This is a genomic window from Pseudoxanthomonas sp. GW835-FHT14C01, from assembly GCF_058793715.1.
In genome coordinates this window covers 1,042,269-1,058,119 of record NZ_JBXAGB010000002.1, presented here as the reverse complement: position 1 = coordinate 1,058,119, position 15,851 = coordinate 1,042,269, and the positions used below count along the sequence as shown (strand labels likewise).

The 15,851-nt window shown below is 66.9% G+C and carries 16 protein-coding genes; 12 read left to right on the top strand and 4 right to left on the bottom strand.

The genetic code is table 11. From position 1 onward, the window contains the following. The first annotated feature begins 15 nt into the window (after positions 1-15). From AC1Q5B_RS11840 to pilH, 11 genes are all read left to right on the top strand, one after another. Entirely contained in the window at positions 16-414 is a 399-nt protein-coding gene (locus tag AC1Q5B_RS11840) for a VOC family protein (RefSeq protein WP_492631856.1), read from the top strand. Then, positions 411-1,316 carry a subclass B3 metallo-beta-lactamase gene (bla, locus tag AC1Q5B_RS11835; protein WP_492631855.1) on the top strand — a complete coding sequence of 302 codons (906 nt, stop codon included), beginning with the start codon at positions 411-413 and terminating at the stop codon, positions 1,314-1,316. Before AC1Q5B_RS11840 ends, bla begins: the two co-directional genes overlap by 4 nt. An 85-nt stretch (positions 1,317-1,401) precedes the next feature. Beyond that, positions 1,402-2,649 (top strand): ribosomal protein uL16 3-hydroxylase, encoded by a 1,248-nt coding sequence (locus AC1Q5B_RS11830; protein WP_492631854.1) that lies wholly within the window; start codon positions 1,402-1,404, stop codon positions 2,647-2,649. After that, positions 2,646-3,557: a GNAT family N-acetyltransferase gene (locus tag AC1Q5B_RS11825; protein ID WP_492631853.1), complete on the top strand. Its 912-nt coding sequence runs from the start codon at positions 2,646-2,648 to the stop codon at positions 3,555-3,557. The genes AC1Q5B_RS11830 and AC1Q5B_RS11825 overlap by 4 nt, the downstream gene beginning before the upstream one ends. A gap of 180 nt (positions 3,558-3,737) precedes the next feature. Further along, on the top strand, positions 3,738-6,566 hold the full coding sequence (locus AC1Q5B_RS11820; RefSeq protein WP_492631852.1) for a 2-oxoglutarate dehydrogenase E1 component: 2,829 nt from the start codon (positions 3,738-3,740) through the stop codon (positions 6,564-6,566). A gap of 50 nt (positions 6,567-6,616) precedes the next feature. Beyond that, on the top strand, positions 6,617-7,840 hold the full coding sequence (sucB, locus tag AC1Q5B_RS11815) for a dihydrolipoyllysine-residue succinyltransferase (protein WP_492631851.1): 1,224 nt from the start codon (positions 6,617-6,619) through the stop codon (positions 7,838-7,840). A 101-nt stretch (positions 7,841-7,941) separates the two neighbouring features. Continuing rightward, the gene (lpdA, locus tag AC1Q5B_RS11810) at positions 7,942-9,378 is read left to right on the top strand and encodes a dihydrolipoyl dehydrogenase (RefSeq protein WP_492631850.1); all 1,437 of its coding nucleotides are present in this window, start codon (positions 7,942-7,944) and stop codon (positions 9,376-9,378) included. Positions 9,379-9,476: 98 nt separating this feature from the next. Further along, complete coding sequence (locus AC1Q5B_RS11805; protein WP_192268412.1) at positions 9,477-10,070, top strand: LOG family protein; 594 nt, start codon at positions 9,477-9,479, stop codon at positions 10,068-10,070. Between the two features lie 234 nt (positions 10,071-10,304). Then, positions 10,305-10,598 (top strand): GIY-YIG nuclease family protein, encoded by a 294-nt coding sequence (locus AC1Q5B_RS11800; protein ID WP_492631849.1) that lies wholly within the window; start codon positions 10,305-10,307, stop codon positions 10,596-10,598. 110 nt (positions 10,599-10,708) lie between these two features. After that, positions 10,709-11,704: a YhdH/YhfP family quinone oxidoreductase gene (locus AC1Q5B_RS11795; RefSeq protein ID WP_492631848.1), complete on the top strand. Its 996-nt coding sequence runs from the start codon at positions 10,709-10,711 to the stop codon at positions 11,702-11,704. 102 nt (positions 11,705-11,806) lie between these two features. Continuing rightward, the gene (gene pilH, locus AC1Q5B_RS11790; RefSeq protein WP_055942820.1) at positions 11,807-12,199 is read left to right on the top strand and encodes a twitching motility response regulator PilH; all 393 of its coding nucleotides are present in this window, start codon (positions 11,807-11,809) and stop codon (positions 12,197-12,199) included. A gap of 67 nt (positions 12,200-12,266) precedes the next feature. Here pilH and cfa read toward each other — a convergent pair whose 3' ends face one another. Genes cfa through AC1Q5B_RS11775 form a run of 3 tightly spaced genes read right to left on the bottom strand, consistent with a single transcriptional unit; the run spans position 12,267 to position 14,596 of the window. Then, positions 12,267-13,385 carry a cyclopropane fatty acyl phospholipid synthase gene (gene cfa / locus AC1Q5B_RS11785; RefSeq protein ID WP_492631847.1) on the bottom strand — a complete coding sequence of 373 codons (1,119 nt, stop codon included), beginning with the start codon at positions 13,383-13,385 and terminating at the stop codon, positions 12,267-12,269. Between the two features lie 5 nt (positions 13,386-13,390). After that, on the bottom strand, positions 13,391-14,239 hold the full coding sequence (locus AC1Q5B_RS11780; protein WP_492631846.1) for a DUF3298 and DUF4163 domain-containing protein: 849 nt from the start codon (positions 14,237-14,239) through the stop codon (positions 13,391-13,393). Between the two features lie 60 nt (positions 14,240-14,299). Further along, positions 14,300-14,596 carry a GNAT family N-acetyltransferase gene (locus tag AC1Q5B_RS11775; RefSeq protein WP_492631845.1) on the bottom strand — a complete coding sequence of 99 codons (297 nt, stop codon included), beginning with the start codon at positions 14,594-14,596 and terminating at the stop codon, positions 14,300-14,302. Positions 14,597-14,794: 198 nt separating this feature from the next. On the opposite strand from AC1Q5B_RS11775, the gene AC1Q5B_RS11770 reads away from it, so the two are divergent. After that, complete coding sequence (locus AC1Q5B_RS11770) at positions 14,795-14,998, top strand: hypothetical protein (protein WP_492631844.1); 204 nt, start codon at positions 14,795-14,797, stop codon at positions 14,996-14,998. A gap of 145 nt (positions 14,999-15,143) precedes the next feature. Here AC1Q5B_RS11770 and AC1Q5B_RS11765 read toward each other — a convergent pair whose 3' ends face one another. After that, positions 15,144-15,839, bottom strand: a complete 696-nt coding sequence (locus AC1Q5B_RS11765) for a hypothetical protein (protein ID WP_492631843.1) — start codon at positions 15,837-15,839, stop codon at positions 15,144-15,146. Between the last annotated feature and the right edge of the window lie 12 nt (positions 15,840-15,851).

Sequence of the window (15,851 nt, the reverse complement as noted above, 5' to 3'; positions counted from 1 at the left end):
CACGGGGGAACCGCGATGCACCTGCTGATCAACATCGACGTTCCCGACCTGCCTGCCGCGGAAGCGCTCTACACCCGCGCCTTCGGACTGACTGCCAGCCGTCGCTTCGGCGATGGCGGCGTCGAGCTGCTTGGCGCACAGGCACCGATCTATGTGCTGCAGAATCCGGCCGACTCCCTCGCCGCCGCCGACGCGCGCCGCGACTACGCCCGCCACTGGACACCCGTGCATCTGGACGTAGTGGTGGACCCCCTTGAGCCTGCCCTCGATCGCGCCTTGCAGGCCGGTCTGGTGCAGGAAACCGACATCCGCGAAGCGAACTGGGGCCGCATCGTCCGCCTCGCCGACCCCTGGGGCCATGGCTGGTGCCTGCTGCAGTTCGTCAACCGCGGCTACGACGAGATCGCCACATGACGCTCCCCTCTGCGCTGCTCGCCAGCCTCCTCATGCTTTCGTCTTCGGCCAGCGCATTTGCCGCCGATGCGCCGGCCGCCAAAGCCTGCGCCGACGATGCCGGCTGGAACGATCCCGGCACGCCACTGAAGGTCTACGGCAACACCTGGTACGTCGGCACCTGCGGCATCAGCGCATTGCTGGTGACGTCGGACGAGGGCCATATCCTGATCGACGCCGCCACCCCGCAGGCCGGCCCGCAGATCCTCGCCAACATCCGTACGCTCGGCTTCAAGCCGGAGGACGTGCGCGCCATCGTGTTCTCGCACGAGCACTTCGACCATGCAGGCAGTCTGGCGGAACTGCAGAAGGCCACGGGCGCACCGGTATATGCGCGCGCGCCGGCCGTCGCCACGCTGAAGCGCGGCGCCAGCGACCGCAGCGATCCGCAGCACGAGGTGCTGGAACCGTTCGCGCCGGTCGATCGGGTGGTCGTGCTCGATGAGGATGGCGTGGTGCGCGTCGGCCCGCTCGCCCTGCATGTCGTTCCCACGCCGGGGCACACGCCCGGCGGCACCAGTTGGACCTGGCGCTCATGCGAAGGCGGCGATTGCCGGCAGATGGTCTACGCCGACAGCCCGACCGCGATCTCCGACGACGTGTACCGCTACAGCGACGAAGCGGCGCATCCCGGTTACGTGGCCGCGTTCCGCGACACGCTGGCGCGGGTCGCGGCGCTCGAGTGCGACATTCTGGTCACTCCGCATCCATCCGCCAGCCAGCTGTGGTCGCGTATCGGGCCGAACGCGGACGCGCCGCTTGCGGACCGCGGCGCCTGCCGTGCCTACGCGCAGAAAGCCTCCGAGCGGCTGGACAAGCGCCTGGCCGACGAAGCCGCGACGGACGCGCCCGCACGCCCTTGATCGGCGTCAATGTCGCCGGTGCCGCCATCGGCGACGCTGCCCCACCCCTCTCCTGCACGGCGCTACGCCACGCGAACCCGACCCGATGACCAAGAAGACGTCCCCCCGCGCCGCCTCGCTCCCGTTCGAGATCGACGCCACCCGCGACCATCCCCTCGGCATGCCGGCCGACCGCTTCCTGCGCGATTACTGGCACAAGCGCCCGCTGCTGATCCGCAACGCGTTCCCGGGGTTCGAGACACCGGTGCAGCCGGAAGACCTCGCCGGCCTCGCCTGCGAAGAGGGCGTGCTGGCGCGCATGATCAGCCTGGACAAGGCGACCGGCGTGTGGGACGTGCGTACGGGACCGTTCCAGGAAGAAGACTTTCCCGGACTGCCGGACCACGACTGGACGCTGCTGGTGCAGGACGTCGACAAGTGGGATGCCGATGTCCGCCGGGTGCTCGACCAGTTCCGCTTCCTGCCGCGCTGGCGCGTGGACGACATCATGATCAGCTTCGCCGCCACCGGCGGATCGGTCGGCGCGCACGTGGACCACTACGACGTGTTCCTGCTGCAGGCGCAGGGCGAGCGGCGCTGGATGATCGACGCCAGCGTGGCGATGGGCAAACCGGCGCCGGACCTGGGGTTCCAGGACGACGTGGCGATCAAGCTGCTGCGCCGCTTCGACCCCACGCACGAGTGGGTGCTGTCGCCGGGCGACATGCTGTACCTGCCGCCGCTGGTACCGCACCACGGCGTAGCGGAGAACCCGTGCCTGACATTCTCGGTCGGCATGCGCGCGCCATCCTCGGCGGAGTTGATCGGCGACTACCTGGACACGCTGATCGCCGAAGCCGACGAGGCTATGCGCTACCACGACGAAGACCTGACCGTGCCGCAGGATCCGAACGAAATCGATGCCCGCGCGATGGACCGCGCGGTCGAGGCCCTGAACGCGCTGCGCATGAACGATCCCGACCTGGTCGGCGACTGGTTCGGCCGCTTCATCACCACCTACCGCGCCTCGGGCGACGTGATGCCGGCCCCGGACGCGCCATCGCGCATCGAGATGGAATGGGACCTGCAGCAGGGCGCGCAGTTGCTGCGCCACCCGTTCTCGCGCTTCGCCTGGCGGCGGCGCAGCAAGGGCGCGACCCTGTTCTGCAATGGCCAGGATTACCTGCTGCCGGTCAAGGAAGCGCAACTGCTGGCGGCGCTGGAAAGCCTCGATGGCGCCACTTACAGCGCGCTCGGCGGGGCGGGCCGGGACGCGGTGATGGCGCTGGCGGCCCAGGGACACTACCAGTTGGCCTTCGACGACGATCCGGACGCCGGGGACGAGGACGCATGAACGCCCTGGGGGACCCTGTCGCCGAAGCGGTGCAGTACGCCACGGACGCGCGTCTGGTCCACCAGGTCCGGGATGCGGTGTTCGTGCAGGAACAGCAGGTGCCGCGCGCGCTGGAACGCGACGCGCTGGATCCGCTCAGCCACCACGTGCTGGTCCGCGATCCGGCGGGAACGCCCATCGGCACCGCGCGACTGACGCCCGAACACCGGATCGGCCGCATGGCCGTGCTGGCGGCCTGGCGCGGCCGCGGCGTCGGCGACGCCCTGCTGGTCGCCCTGCTGGACGAAGCCCGTCGGCGGCAGTGGCCCGCCGTGTCGCTGCACGCGCAGGTCGGCGCCGAGGCGTTCTACGCCCGGCATGGCTTCCTGCCGGAAGGCGACCGCTTCATCGAGGCCGGCATCGAGCACCAGGCGATGCGGCGCGTGCTGGCGGGCCCCGCCGGCATCGCCCATCGCGTGGAAGCCGTGGCGATCACCACCGCCGTCATCGCCCAGGCCCGCCGATCGCTGGTGATCTACAGCCGGGTACTGGATCCCGGCCTGTGGGACGCGCCTGCCGTCGTCGACGGACTGCGCCGCTTCGCCACGCGCCAGACCGGTGCGCAGGTTCACGTGCTGCTGCAGGATGCGGCCACCCCACAACGGGCATTGGCGCCGCTGATCGGCCTGGGGCAGCGACTTCCCAGCGTGTTCGCCTTCCGCGAAGTGCACGATCCGGTCGACCTGCCCTACACCGCCGCCTTCGTCGCCAACGACCACCACGGGTACTACTTCCGGCCGCTCGGGCACCGCTTCGATGGCGAGGCGGGCCTGGCGCATGGAGGCCGCGCACGCCAGCTGCGCGAGGAGTTCTCGCAGATCTGGGAGCGGTCGCGACCCGTCAGCGAATACCGCGCGCTGGGTCTCTAGCACGCCCCGCGCGCCGTCGCGTCCGACGGCGCCACGCGCCCGCACCCTGCGTCTTTAGTCCAATCCGGTTACGCCCGCTTCCCGGCATGGGGGTATAATTTCCGGGTTTTCGTCCATGTCCGTGGGACATCGCACGACATGGACCGCAAGCGCCCCTCGACTACCCCACCGAATCCCATCGTGGACAATCTCCTGAAGCAGTTCGCGCAATCCTCGCAGCTCAACGGAGGCAACGCCTCCTACGTCGAAGACCTGTACGAGCAGTACCTCGTCGCCCCGGACAGCGTGGGCCCCAAGTGGAAGGCCTATTTCGACGGATTCAAGGGCCGCGAGGCCGGCGATGTCCCGCATTCGGTGGTCATCCAGCAGATCACCGACGCCGCCCGCCAGGCCGCCAACAATGGCCATGCCGCAGCGGCGGGCGGCGACGAGCGCGAACGCAACGTGGGCCGCCTGATCACGGCGTACCGGTCGCGTGGCCACCTCGGCGCACAGATCGACCCGCTGGGCCTGACCCCGCCGCTCAATCCGCCGGATCTGGACCTGGCCTTCCACGACCTGTCCGACCGCGACCTCGACAGCGAATTCAGCACGGGCAACGTCGGCGGCCACTCGCGCATGAAGCTGCGCGACCTGCTCGCCCGCCTGAAGGCCACCTACACCGGCCCGATCGGCGTCGAGTTCATGCATATCTCCGAGGTCGAGCAGCGCCAGTGGCTGTACCAGCGCCTGGAGACCGCCGGCGGCCAGTTCGGTCTGTCGGAAGACGCCAAGCGCCGCACACTGGAGCGCCTGACCGCCGCCGAAGGCCTGGAACGCTACCTGCACACCAAGTACGTCGGCCAGAAGCGCTTCTCGCTGGAAGGCGGCGACGCGCTCATCCCGCTGCTCGACACCATGATCCGCAACGCCGGCGAAGGCGGGGTCAAGGACATCGTGGTCGGCATGGCCCACCGCGGCCGCCTCAACGTACTGGTCAACACGCTGGGCAAGAGCCCGCGCAAGCTGTTCGACGAGTTCGAGGGCAAGTTCGAGCACGACAACAACCTGGCGCACGCCGGCGACGTGAAGTACCACATGGGCTTCTCCGCCGACATCGCCACCCCGGGCGGTCCGGTCCACCTGGCGCTGGCCTTCAACCCGTCGCACCTGGAGATCGTCGACCCGGTCGTGGCCGGCAGCGTGCGTTCGCGCCAGGAGCGTCGCACCGACGCCGCACGCCAGACCGTGCTGCCGATCATCATCCACGGCGACGCGGCGTTCGCGGGCCAGGGCGTGGTGATGGAACTCTTCCAGATGTCGCAGGCGCGCGGTTTCGCCGTCGGCGGCACGCTGCACATCGTCATCAACAACCAGATCGGCTTCACCACCAGCAACAAGGAAGACGCGCGCTCCACGCTGTACTGCACCGACGTCGCCAAGATGGTCGGCGCGCCGGTGTTCCATGTGAACGGCGACGATCCGGAAGCGGTGGTGTTCGTGGCGAAGCTGGCGTACGACTTCCGCCAGCAGTTCAAGAAGGACGTGGTGATCGACCTCGTCTGCTACCGCCGCCACGGCCACAACGAGGCCGACGAACCGGCCGCGACGCAGCCGGTCATGTACCAGACCATCCGCAAGCACGCGACCACGCGCGAAATGTACGCCGCCAAGCTGGAAGGCGCGGGCGTCATCCCGGCCGAAGGCGGCAAGGCGCTGGCCGATGCCTATCGCACCAAACTGGATTCCGGCGAATACACCACCGAGCTCGCCAAGCAGAAGGACGACGAACTGGCGATCGACTGGTCGAAGTACCTCTCCGGCAAGCTCAGCGATCCGGTCGACACCCGGGTCAAGCGCAAGGCGCTGGACGCGCTGGCCAAGATCATCACCACCATCCCGGCTGGCGTCGTTCTGCATCCGCGCGTGGCGAAGATCTACGAGGACCGCGTGAAGATGGCGGCGGGCGACCAACCGGCCGACTGGGGCTTCGCCGAGAACCTCGCCTACGCGACGCTGCTGTCGGAAGGCAATGGCCTGCGCCTGGTCGGCCAGGATGCCGGCCGCGGCACGTTCTTCCACCGCCACGCGATCCTCCACGACCAGAAGACCGACAGTTATTACCTGCCGCTGCGCCAGCTGGTCGAACAGCCGGAGCAGGCCACCATCATCGACTCGCTGCTCAGCGAGGAAGCGGTGATGGCGTTCGAGTACGGTTTCTCGACCACCGATCCCAACACCCTGTGCATCTGGGAAGCGCAGTTCGGCGACTTCGCCAACGGCGCGCAGGTGGTGATCGACCAGTTCATCGCCGCCGGTGAAGCCAAGTGGGGCCGCATCAGCGGCCTGACCCTGCTGCTGCCGCACGGCTACGAGGGCCAGGGCCCCGAGCACAGTTCGGCGCGCCTGGAGCGTTTCCTGCAGCTGTGCGCGCTGGAGAACATGCTGGTCTGCGTGCCCACCACGCCGGCGCAGTGCTACCACATGCTGCGCCGGCAGATGCGCATGACCACCCGCAAGCCGCTGGTGGTGATGACGCCGAAGTCGCTGCTGCGCCACAAGCTGGCCGTGTCCACGCTGGACGAACTGGCCAACGGCGAGTTCCAGCACCTGATCCCGGACGCCACCGCCGACGCCAAGCAGGTCAAGCGCGTCGTCGTGTGCTCGGGCAAGGTCTATTACGACCTGCTGGAAGATGCGCAGAAGCGTGGCCAGAACGATGTCGCCCTGCTGCGCGTCGAACAGCTGTATCCGTTCCCGCGCGAACAGCTGGCCGCCGAACTCAAGCGTTACGGCAAGGCCACCGAGGTGGTCTGGTGCCAGGAAGAACCGCAGAACCAGGGTGCGTGGTACCAGATCAAGCACCACCTGCAGGCCTGCCTGGCCGACAAGCAATCGCTGCACTACGCGGGTCGCCCGCGCTCGCCTTCGCCCGCTGCCGGCCATTTCGCCGAGCACGTCGAGGAGCAGCTGAAGCTGGTCGCCGACGCATTGGTCAACAAGCTCGGCAACGACAACGTCGCCGAGTAAGCCAACCTCTTTCTCTTTACGCACAACAACACACCAGGACGCCCCATCCCATGGCCACTGAAGTCAAAGTTCCGGTTCTTCCCGAGTCCGTTTCCGACGCCACCATCGCCGCCTGGCACAAGAAGGTGGGCGACGCGGTCAAGCGCGACGAGAACCTGATGGACCTGGAAACCGACAAGGTCGTGCTGGAAGTGCCCTCGCCCGTCGACGGCGTGCTGAAGGAAATCAAGTTCAAGGAAGGCGACACGGTGACCAGCCAGCAACTGCTGGCGATCATCGAGGAAGGCGCAACGGCGGCCGCCGCGCCTGCCGCCGCCGAAGAGAAGAAGCCCGCCGCCGGTGCGCAGGAAGTGCAGCCGAAGGCCGAGGCCGCCAAGGCCGACGCCGCTGCGCCGTCCAGCACCAAGCTTGCCCCGGCCGGTGCCGATGCGCTGCCCCCGGGCGCGCGCTTCACCGCCATCACGCAGGGCATCGACCCGTCGAACGTGGAAGGCACCGGCCGTCGTGGCGCAGTCACCAAGGAAGACCTGGTCAACTACGCCAGCGGCAAGACCGCCGGCGTCAGCGGCGGCGCGCGTCCGGAAGAGCGCGTGCCGATGACCCGCATCCGCACGCGCATCGCCGAGCGCCTGATGCAGTCGAAGAACTCCATCGCCATGCTGACCTCGTTCAACGAGGTCAACCTGGCCAAGGTCATGGAGATGCGCAAGGAACTGCAGGACGACTTCGTGAAGGCCAACGGCATCAAGCTCGGCTTCATGAGCTTCTTCGCCAAGGCCGCCGCCAACGCACTGCAGCGCCACCCGATCGTCAACGCCTCGGTCGACGGCAACGACATCATCTACCACGGCTATTCCGACATCTCGATCGCCGTCTCCACCGAGAAGGGCCTGGTCACGCCGGTGCTGCGCAATGTCGAGCGCATGGGTTTCGGCGACATCGAGAAGGGCATCGCCGAGTACGCCAAGAAGGCGCGCGACGGCAAGCTCGGCCTGGAAGACCTGCAGGGCGGCACCTTCACCATCACCAACGGCGGCACCTTCGGCTCGCTGATGTCCACCCCGATCGTCAACCCGCCGCAGAGCGCCATCCTCGGCATGCACGCCATCAAGGACCGCGCCATCGTCGAGAACGGCCAGGTCGTCGCGGCGCCGATGATGTACATCGCGCTGTCCTACGACCACCGCATCATCGACGGCAAGGACGCGGTGCTGTTCCTGGTCGACATCAAGAACCAGCTGGAAAACCCGCACCGCATGCTGCTGGGCATGTAAGAGCGAGGAGCGAGTGATCAGGAGTGCGGAGTGAGAGCCATGGCTCTTGTTCTTCCTCACTCCTCACTTCTCTCCACTCACTTCTCCTTTGAGCGAATGAAATGAGCGAACAATTCGACGTCGTCGTCATCGGTGCCGGCCCGGCCGGCTACCACGCCGCCATCCGCGCCGCGCAACTCGGCATGAAGGTCGCCTGCATCGACGCCGCGCTGGGCAAGGACGGCAAGCCCGCGCTGGGCGGCACCTGCCTGCGCGTCGGTTGCGTGCCGTCCAAGGCGCTGCTGGATTCCTCGCGCCAGTACTGGAACATGAGTCACCTGTTCGGCGACCACGGCATCACCTTCAAGGACGCCAAGATCGACGTCGAGGCGATGGTCGGCCGCAAGGACAAGATCGTGAAGCAGTTCACCGGCGGCATCGCGATGCTGTTCAAGGCGAACAAGATCACACCGTACTACGGCTTCGGCCAGCTGCAGCCCGGCAATGTGGTCAAGGTGAAGCAGCACGACGGCAGCGAGGTCGAGCTCAAGGGCACCAACGTCATCATCGCGTCGGGCTCGGATTCGATCGAACTGCCGTTCGCCAAGTTCGACAACGAATACATCGTCGACAACGTCGGCGCGCTGGACTTCACCGAAGTGCCCAAGCGCCTGGCCGTGATCGGCGCCGGCGTGATCGGCCTGGAGCTGGGCAGCGTGTGGAAGCGCCTGGGCGCCGAGGTCGTGATCCTGGAAGCGCTGCCGGACTTCCTGGCCGCCGCCGACACCGAGATCGCCAGGGTCGCCGCCAAGGAATTCAAGAAGCAGGGCCTGGACATCCGACTGGGCGCCAAGGTCAGCAAGACCGACATCACCGGCAAGGGCAAGAAGAAGGAAGTCGTGGTCACCTACAGCGACGCCGACGGCGAGAAGACGCTGACCGTCGACAAGCTGCTGGTCGCGGTGGGCCGCAAGGCCGCCAGCAAGGGCCTGCTGGCCGACGGCACCGGCGTGAAGCTGACCGAGCGCGGCCAGATCGAGGTCGACGACCATTGCCACACCGGCGTGGACGGCGTGTGGGCGATCGGCGACTGCGTGCGCGGCCCGATGCTGGCGCACAAGGGCTTCGAGGAAGGCATCGCGGTGGCCGAGCTGATCGCGGGCCTGCCGGGCCACGTCAACTTCGACACCGTGCCGTGGGTCATCTACACCGAGCCGGAAATCGCCTGGGTCGGCAAGACCGAGCAGCAGCTCAAGGCCGAGGGCGTGCCATACAAGGTCGGCACCTTCCCGTTCGCCGCGATCGCACGCGCCGTGGCGATGGGCGAGCCGGCCGGCCTGGTCAAGGTCATCGCCCACGAGGAGACCGACCTGATCCTGGGCCTGCACGCCGTCGGCGTGGGCGTCTCGGAACTGGTGCACGAAGGCGTGATCGCGATGGAGTTCAAGGGCTCGGCCGACGACCTGGCACGCATCTGCCATGCGCACCCGACGCTGTCGGAAGCGATCCACGACGCGGCGATGGCGGTGCACAAGCGCTCCATCCACAAGGCCAACTGAGGCCCGCACGGCGGCGCCAATGCCGCCGTGACACGCATGCGCCAGGCGATGCCTGGCGTTTTGCGTTTCAGACAACTGGCAAGACAGGACCTACGACCATGAAGAGCATCTGCGTCTACTGCGGCTCGAACGCCGGCAACAAACCCGCCTACGCCGAACGCGCCATCGCGCTGGGCGACCGCATCGCGAAGGAAGGCCTTCAACTGGTCTACGGCGGCGGCAACGTCGGCCTGATGGGAATCGTGGCGGACGCCGTGCTCGCGGCCGGCGGCGAGGTGATCGGCGTGATTCCCGAACAGCTGGTCAACTGGGAGGTCGCGCACAAGGGCGTAACCAAGCTGGAGGTCGTCGCCAACATGCACGAACGCAAGAAGCGCATGTTCGACCTGTCCGACGCCTTCGTCGCCCTGCCCGGCGGCTTCGGCACGCTGGACGAGATGTTCGAGATGCTGACCTGGCGCCAGCTCGGCATCGGCGACAAGCCCTGCGCCTTCCTGGATGTCGAGGGCTTCTATTCGCCGCTGATGGGCATGATCGACCGCATGGTCGAAGAACGCTTCCTGCACCCGGAACAGCGTGCGGACCTGTGGCACGGCGACGACATCGACGCGATGGTCGCATGGATGCGCGCCTATGCGCCCGCGCAGGCGGACAAGTGGATGGACGAGAAGCGGCGGAAGTCGCTGCGGTGAACCTTGATGCAGCGAGGGTTGAAGTCGCTGGGTCCCGGCTTTCGCCGGGATGACGGGTGGGCAGGTCGTGCTACCTGATATAGCCCTCACGGGCGCACAAAGACGAGGCTATTCCATCACGCGAATGGATTTCATCGTCATCCCGGCGAAAGCCGGGACCCAGCGACTTCGCTTGAACGTGACATATGCATGAGAGCAGGATCGCGTTGACTCTCCGCAGGGCAAGGAGTGCCCATGCGCAAACGCAATCCATGCGTTTACATCCTTGCGAGCCAACGCAATGGAACGCTCTACATCGGCGTCACCTCCGACCTTACCGCGCGCATCTGGCAGCACAAGAACGATCAGGTTTCCGGCTTCACTCGCCGCTATCGTGTCCACATGCTGGTCTGGCACGAGGTCCACGAGACGATGGAATCCGCGATTGCGCGGGAGAAAGCGCTCAAGCAGTGGAAGCGAGACTGGAAGGTCAAGCTCATCGAGGACACGAATCCATACTGGCATGATCTTTATTGCGAAATCGCATGAACCTGCATGTCGTACCAAAGTCGCATGCCGACGCTTTGGCTTTTACGCGGCAATGACCGCAGAATCCGAATGCTAGGTCCCGGCTTTCGCCGGGATGACGGAGTAGACGCATGACCCTGCCCACCCCCTTCAACGCCTTCCGCATCCACAACGACGACGCCGGCTACCGCAGCGGCCTCGAAACCATCGCGCTGGATGCGTTGAATCCCGGCGAAGTCGTCATCAGGACGGCCTACTCGTCGGTCAACTTCAAGGACGCGCTGGCCGGCACCGGCGAAGGCAAGATCCTGCGGCGCTTTCCGTTGGTCGGTGGCATCGACGTGGCCGGTCATGTGGTGGCGTCCACCGATCCCGCCTTCAGGGAAGGCGACGCCGTGCTGGTCACCGGCTCGGGCCTCAGCGAAACGCGCGACGGTGGCTATGCCGAGTACGCACGACTCGATGCGAAGTGGGTCATTCCCCTGCCCGCCGGGCTGAGCCTGCGCGAAAGCATGATCCTGGGCACGGCCGGCTTCACCGCCGCGCTGGCGTTGTACCGCATGCGCGAGAACCGGCAGACGCCGGCGCTCGGACCGCTCGCCGTCACTGGCGCCACCGGTGGCGTGGGTTCGCTGGCCGTCGACATCTTCAGCAAGGCCGGCTTCGAGGTGCACGCCATCAGCGGCAAGCCGGAGAACACGGACTACCTGACGTCCATCGGCGCCAGCGAAGTGCTGGGCCGCGATGCGCTGGCGACCCTGCGTCCGATGGAGTCCGCACGCTTCGGCGGTGGCCTCGACAATGTGGGTGGTCCGATGCTGGCCAGCCTGCTGGCGCAGACGACGCCCTACGGCAATGTCGCTAGCGCCGGCCTTGCCGCTGCGGCCGACCTGCCCATAACTGTGATGCCCTTCATAATTCGGGGCGTATCGCTACTCGGCGTGGCGTCGGCGGGTACCGCACGCGATATCCGCGAACAGGTCTGGCAGCACCTCGCCAGCGACTGGAAACCGCGGCACCTCGATACGATCTGCACGCGCGAAACCACGCTGGACGGGCTTCCCGAGGTGTTCCGCACCATGCTGGCAGGGCGCTCGTTCGGGCGCACGCTGGTACGAATGGGATGAACGGCATCGGCGGTACGACGGGCGTCGTCCGTTGGCCGCCAACCCCATTGTGTTGTCACCGACAAGGTCTAAAATCGGTGACGGGGAACACTGGGGACATCCATGGCAAAGATTCTGATCGTCGACGATTCACCGTCGCAACTGCTGGGCATCCAGCGCATCGTCGAGAAACTGGGGCACGAATCCATCACCGCCGAAGACGGCGCCGCGGGCGTGGAAGTCGCCAAGCGCGAACTGCCGGACATGGTGCTGATGGACGTGGTGATGCCGAACCTCAACGGGTTCCAGGCCACCCGCACGCTGAGCCGCGAGGCCACGACCAAGCACATCCCGGTGATCCTGGTGACCACCAAGGACCAGGACACCGACCGCATGTGGGGCCTGCGCCAGGGCGCCAAGGCCTACCTCACCAAGCCGTTCTCCGAGGACGAACTGGCCGAGGTGATCGAGCGCATCTTCAACGCGCGCGAGCTGCCCTCCGCGCCATCGGCCTGACTGACACCGGCCGAAACCGCACGATGAAGAGCAGGCTATGGCCTGCTCTTTTCCTTTGTGCCTCCCCTCAACGCGGCGCGACGTACCCGCCCGGCACCCCGCGCGGCGACAGCACGAGTTGCCATAGCTGCGACCGACGGCTACGGAACGTGGCCATCGAAACCGCCAGGTAGAACCGCCACATCCGCCGGAAGCGCGCGTCGTAGCGCGGATCCAGGCGCTCCCACGCCGCCTCGACGTTGTCCCGCCACGCCTGCAGGGTACGGTCGTAGTCGGCACCGAAGTTGTGCCAGTCCTCCAGCACGAACCGCCCTTCGATCGCCTGCGCGATCTGCGCCGCCGATGGCAGCATGGAGTTGGGGAAGATGTAGCGCGCGATCCAGGGATCGGATCGCTGCACCGAACGTTCGCCGCCGATGGTATGCAGCAGGAACAGGCCGTCGGGCGGCAGACAGCGCCGCGCCACGTCGAAGTACCCGATGTAGTTCTTCGCGCCCACGTGCTCGAACATGCCCAGCGAAAACACCGCGTCGAAGGGTTCGTCCAGTTCGCGATAATCCTGCAGGCGGATCTCGACCGGCAGGCCATCGCACACGCGACGCGCATAGTCGGCCTGCTCGCGGGAGATGGTGATGCCGACACCGCTGACCCCATAACGCTCCGCCGCGAACTTCAGCGCCTCGCCCCAGCCGCAGCCGATATCGAGCACGCGCATGCCGGACTGCAGGCGGAGCTTGCGGCAGACCAGATCGAGCTTGGCTTCCTGCGCGGCATCGAGGTCGCCGGCGTCGCGCCAGTAGCCGCAGCTATAGACCAGCCGCCGGCCCAGCATGGCGGCATACAGATCGTTGCCCAGGTCGTAGTGGCGCCGCCCGACCTCACCACTGCGCCGCGGCGACTGCAGGTTGGTCAGCCGGGCCCGCAGTGCGTCGAAGACTTCGCCTGCGCCGTGCACGCGTTCGTCCACCCGCGCCGCGAGCAGATGGAACAGCAGACCGTCGAGCGACGCCGCGTCCCACCACCCGTCCATATAGCTCTCGCCGAGTCCCAGCGAGCCCTGCCCCAGCACGCGCGCATGGAAGCGCGGGTCATGGATCTGGATATCCCATGGCCGGTCGCCGCCGATCCGCACATCCGCTCCGGCCAACAGGTCTGCGATCCTGCGTTCGAAGCGGACGTGCGGCATGGCGGTCAGCGGGCGAACAGCTCCGCGTACGCCGGGGCGACGTGGGGCAGCAGTAGTGTGGCGGGCACGTCCACCGTCTGCGTGCCATCGGCGTACGGACCCACCTGGTACGGCGGGAACACGAAACGCAGTGCGGTGATCCGCCCCGATGCATCGAGCACCGGCACGAACTCGCTGAAGTTGCCGGCCTTGGGCTCGGTGCCTTCGTCGATCATGCGGAACGTGCTCTTGATCAGCGCGGCGCGATCGGTCGGTTCCAGTTCGTCTTCGTCGGCCCTGTTCACGACCGCGGTGTGCAACTGCTCGCGCACGTAGTCGCTGACGGCCTGCCAGCCCTTGGCGTCGGGAATCAGCGCGTCGGCCGTCAGCCGGGTGTCCTGCTGCGGCAGCCAGACGAAGCGTGCGATCAGCGGCTGGCCATGCGCGCCGCCGGTGTATCGGCTGCCGTCGGCCGCCACCGCGACGATCTTCGGTGTGTCCACCACCTGCTCGAACGCCAGCGACAGTTCGTAGGGTGCGGTCGGCTTGTCGTTGCCGAACGCCTCGACGGCCTCCATCAGTTCGGCACGCTCGGCTTCGGTGTAGGCCGACAGTGCCCTGGCCAGGCCCGGATACCGGTTGACCGCCGCCGGATAGCTGATCCCCACGACATACCGGTCGTTGGTCTCGATGACGTCCTTCAGCTCGACCGGAGCCTCCGGCGTTTCGACGGGCACGGCGGCCGCCGGCTGCGACTCGCCCGAGGCCACCGGGGCCGGCGTGGATTCGCGCTTGCAGGCCGCCAGCGCCAGTATCGTGACCAGGACAAGGCCCGCCCGGCGGGCCGCGAGACGGGACAGGGAGGGGGATGACACGTTCGGACTCCTTCCGCGTGTGAGGGACGTCATTCTAGGACGCGTCGCCGCGCGTCTCCATCACGCTGCATCCACCAGATCGGCGTACTCGGGGTGCCGCTGGACGTAGGCCGCAGAATAGGAACAGGCCGGCACCACCCGCCAACCCTGCGCGCGCGCGTAGTCCAGCGCCGCCCTCACCAGCGCAGCCGCCACGCCCCGGCCGCCGATCGCCTCGGGCACGCCGGTGTGGTCGATGACCATGCGCCCGTCGCGCAACGAATACACAAGTTCGGCCTCGGATCCCTCCAGACGGGTGGAAAAACGGCGGGCCGCCGGGTCGTGATGCAGGTCGAAGGAAGTCAGGTCGCCGGTCATGGCGGCTCCGTGGTAGGGGACACCCCGACAGTGTGACGCAATGCCCGGCTGGCCGCGTGGCAGAACTGGACGCAGCGCGTCACATTCACCCTTGTGAAAAGACGGTCGCGATGCGCCAGCGTGACCGGGTTCGCAATTCCAGAGTTGGCACGATTACTGCGTCGTACGGACCATAGACCAGCATCTCGGAGTTCCGCCATGAGCCTGATCGACGCACTGCCCGATGTCTCCAACGCCAGCGACTTCACCTTGCTGGAAGGCCTGTACCAGCTCACCGTCACCGGCCATACCGATGCGTGGGAGTTCGAGAAACTCAACAACGCCGTGTACGAACGTTTGCTGTCCACCTACTCCGGCAGCGAAACCGCAGGCGTGCATGCCGTGCACTCCCTGATGGACTGAGCCCACCCAGTACGACTTCCATCGGGCGCTCCGGCGCGGCGCAGGGGTCCGCCTTCGGGTGTGACTGCCGCGCCGGAGTCCCGTCCCACCTGCACGCAACGTGCAGGCAGAACGAAACCCTTCTCATCGACACGAACGGCGCGCGTCACTCGCCGCGATGATCGCGCTTGCCCTGGTTGCGCCGATCCTGCGTTCCCGCGCTGCCCTGGATGGCCTTCATGCGGCTCTCCGCCGCGTGCAGTTCCATCGCCTTGACCGCCGCCTCGTTCGACACGAAGCCCGTATCCGACGCGCCCGCCTGACCGCTCTGGTCCAGCTGCTGCCACGCCGCCGGCTGGCGACCGTGCTCCTGCTTCTGTTCAAGCAACGCACGTGCGTTCGCGAGCGCCTGCGCTGGCGTGAGGCTCCGCGCAGCCGGTTTCCGGGAGGCGGACTTCTTGGCTGGCGTCTTGCGTACCGCCGTATGCGGGGTGACGATCTTCCTCGCTGCGGGCTTCTTTGCTGCGGGCTTTCTGGCTGTGGTTTTCCTGGTCGCGGCCTTCTTCACCGCCTTCTTCGCGGCCTGCTTGGCGACCTTGCGTACGGTCGTCTTCGTGGCGGCCTTCTTGGTCGCCTTGCGTGGCATGGCAGACCTGCCGCTCTTCTTCGCGACCTTCGTGGCCGCCTTCTTCGTGATGGATTTTTTCGTGTCGGACTTCTTCGCCACGGCTTTCTTGGTCGCGGCCTTCTTCGTCGCCTTCTTCACCGCCTTGCCGACCGGGCTTTTCCGGGTCGCCACCTTCTTCGCTTTCTTCGCGGCTTTACTGACTGCCTTCTTGGCTGTTGCCTTGCGGGTCGCCATGCGTTCCTCCAC

What these genes read in the sequence shown, in the direction of transcription:
- AC1Q5B_RS11840 (WP_492631856.1), top strand. Translation starts at nt 16, where the DNA reads ATGCACCTGCTGATCAACATCGACGTTCCCGACCTGCCTGCCGCGGAA.
- bla (WP_492631855.1), top strand. Translation starts at nt 411, where the DNA reads ATGACGCTCCCCTCTGCGCTGCTCGCCAGCCTCCTCATGCTTTCGTCT.
- AC1Q5B_RS11830 (WP_492631854.1), top strand. Translation starts at nt 1,402, where the DNA reads ATGACCAAGAAGACGTCCCCCCGCGCCGCCTCGCTCCCGTTCGAGATC.
- AC1Q5B_RS11825 (WP_492631853.1), top strand. Translation starts at nt 2,646, where the DNA reads ATGAACGCCCTGGGGGACCCTGTCGCCGAAGCGGTGCAGTACGCCACG.
- sucB (WP_492631851.1), top strand. Translation starts at nt 6,617, where the DNA reads ATGGCCACTGAAGTCAAAGTTCCGGTTCTTCCCGAGTCCGTTTCCGAC.
- lpdA (WP_492631850.1), top strand. Translation starts at nt 7,942, where the DNA reads ATGAGCGAACAATTCGACGTCGTCGTCATCGGTGCCGGCCCGGCCGGC.
- AC1Q5B_RS11805 (WP_192268412.1), top strand. Translation starts at nt 9,477, where the DNA reads ATGAAGAGCATCTGCGTCTACTGCGGCTCGAACGCCGGCAACAAACCC.
- AC1Q5B_RS11800 (WP_492631849.1), top strand. Translation starts at nt 10,305, where the DNA reads ATGCGCAAACGCAATCCATGCGTTTACATCCTTGCGAGCCAACGCAAT.
- AC1Q5B_RS11795 (WP_492631848.1), top strand. Translation starts at nt 10,709, where the DNA reads ATGACCCTGCCCACCCCCTTCAACGCCTTCCGCATCCACAACGACGAC.
- pilH (WP_055942820.1), top strand. Translation starts at nt 11,807, where the DNA reads ATGGCAAAGATTCTGATCGTCGACGATTCACCGTCGCAACTGCTGGGC.
- cfa (WP_492631847.1), bottom strand. Translation starts at nt 13,385, where the DNA reads ATGCCGCACGTCCGCTTCGAACGCAGGATCGCAGACCTGTTGGCCGGA.
- AC1Q5B_RS11775 (WP_492631845.1), bottom strand. Translation starts at nt 14,596, where the DNA reads ATGACCGGCGACCTGACTTCCTTCGACCTGCATCACGACCCGGCGGCC.
- AC1Q5B_RS11770 (WP_492631844.1), top strand. Translation starts at nt 14,795, where the DNA reads ATGAGCCTGATCGACGCACTGCCCGATGTCTCCAACGCCAGCGACTTC.
- AC1Q5B_RS11765 (WP_492631843.1), bottom strand. Translation starts at nt 15,839, where the DNA reads ATGGCGACCCGCAAGGCAACAGCCAAGAAGGCAGTCAGTAAAGCCGCG.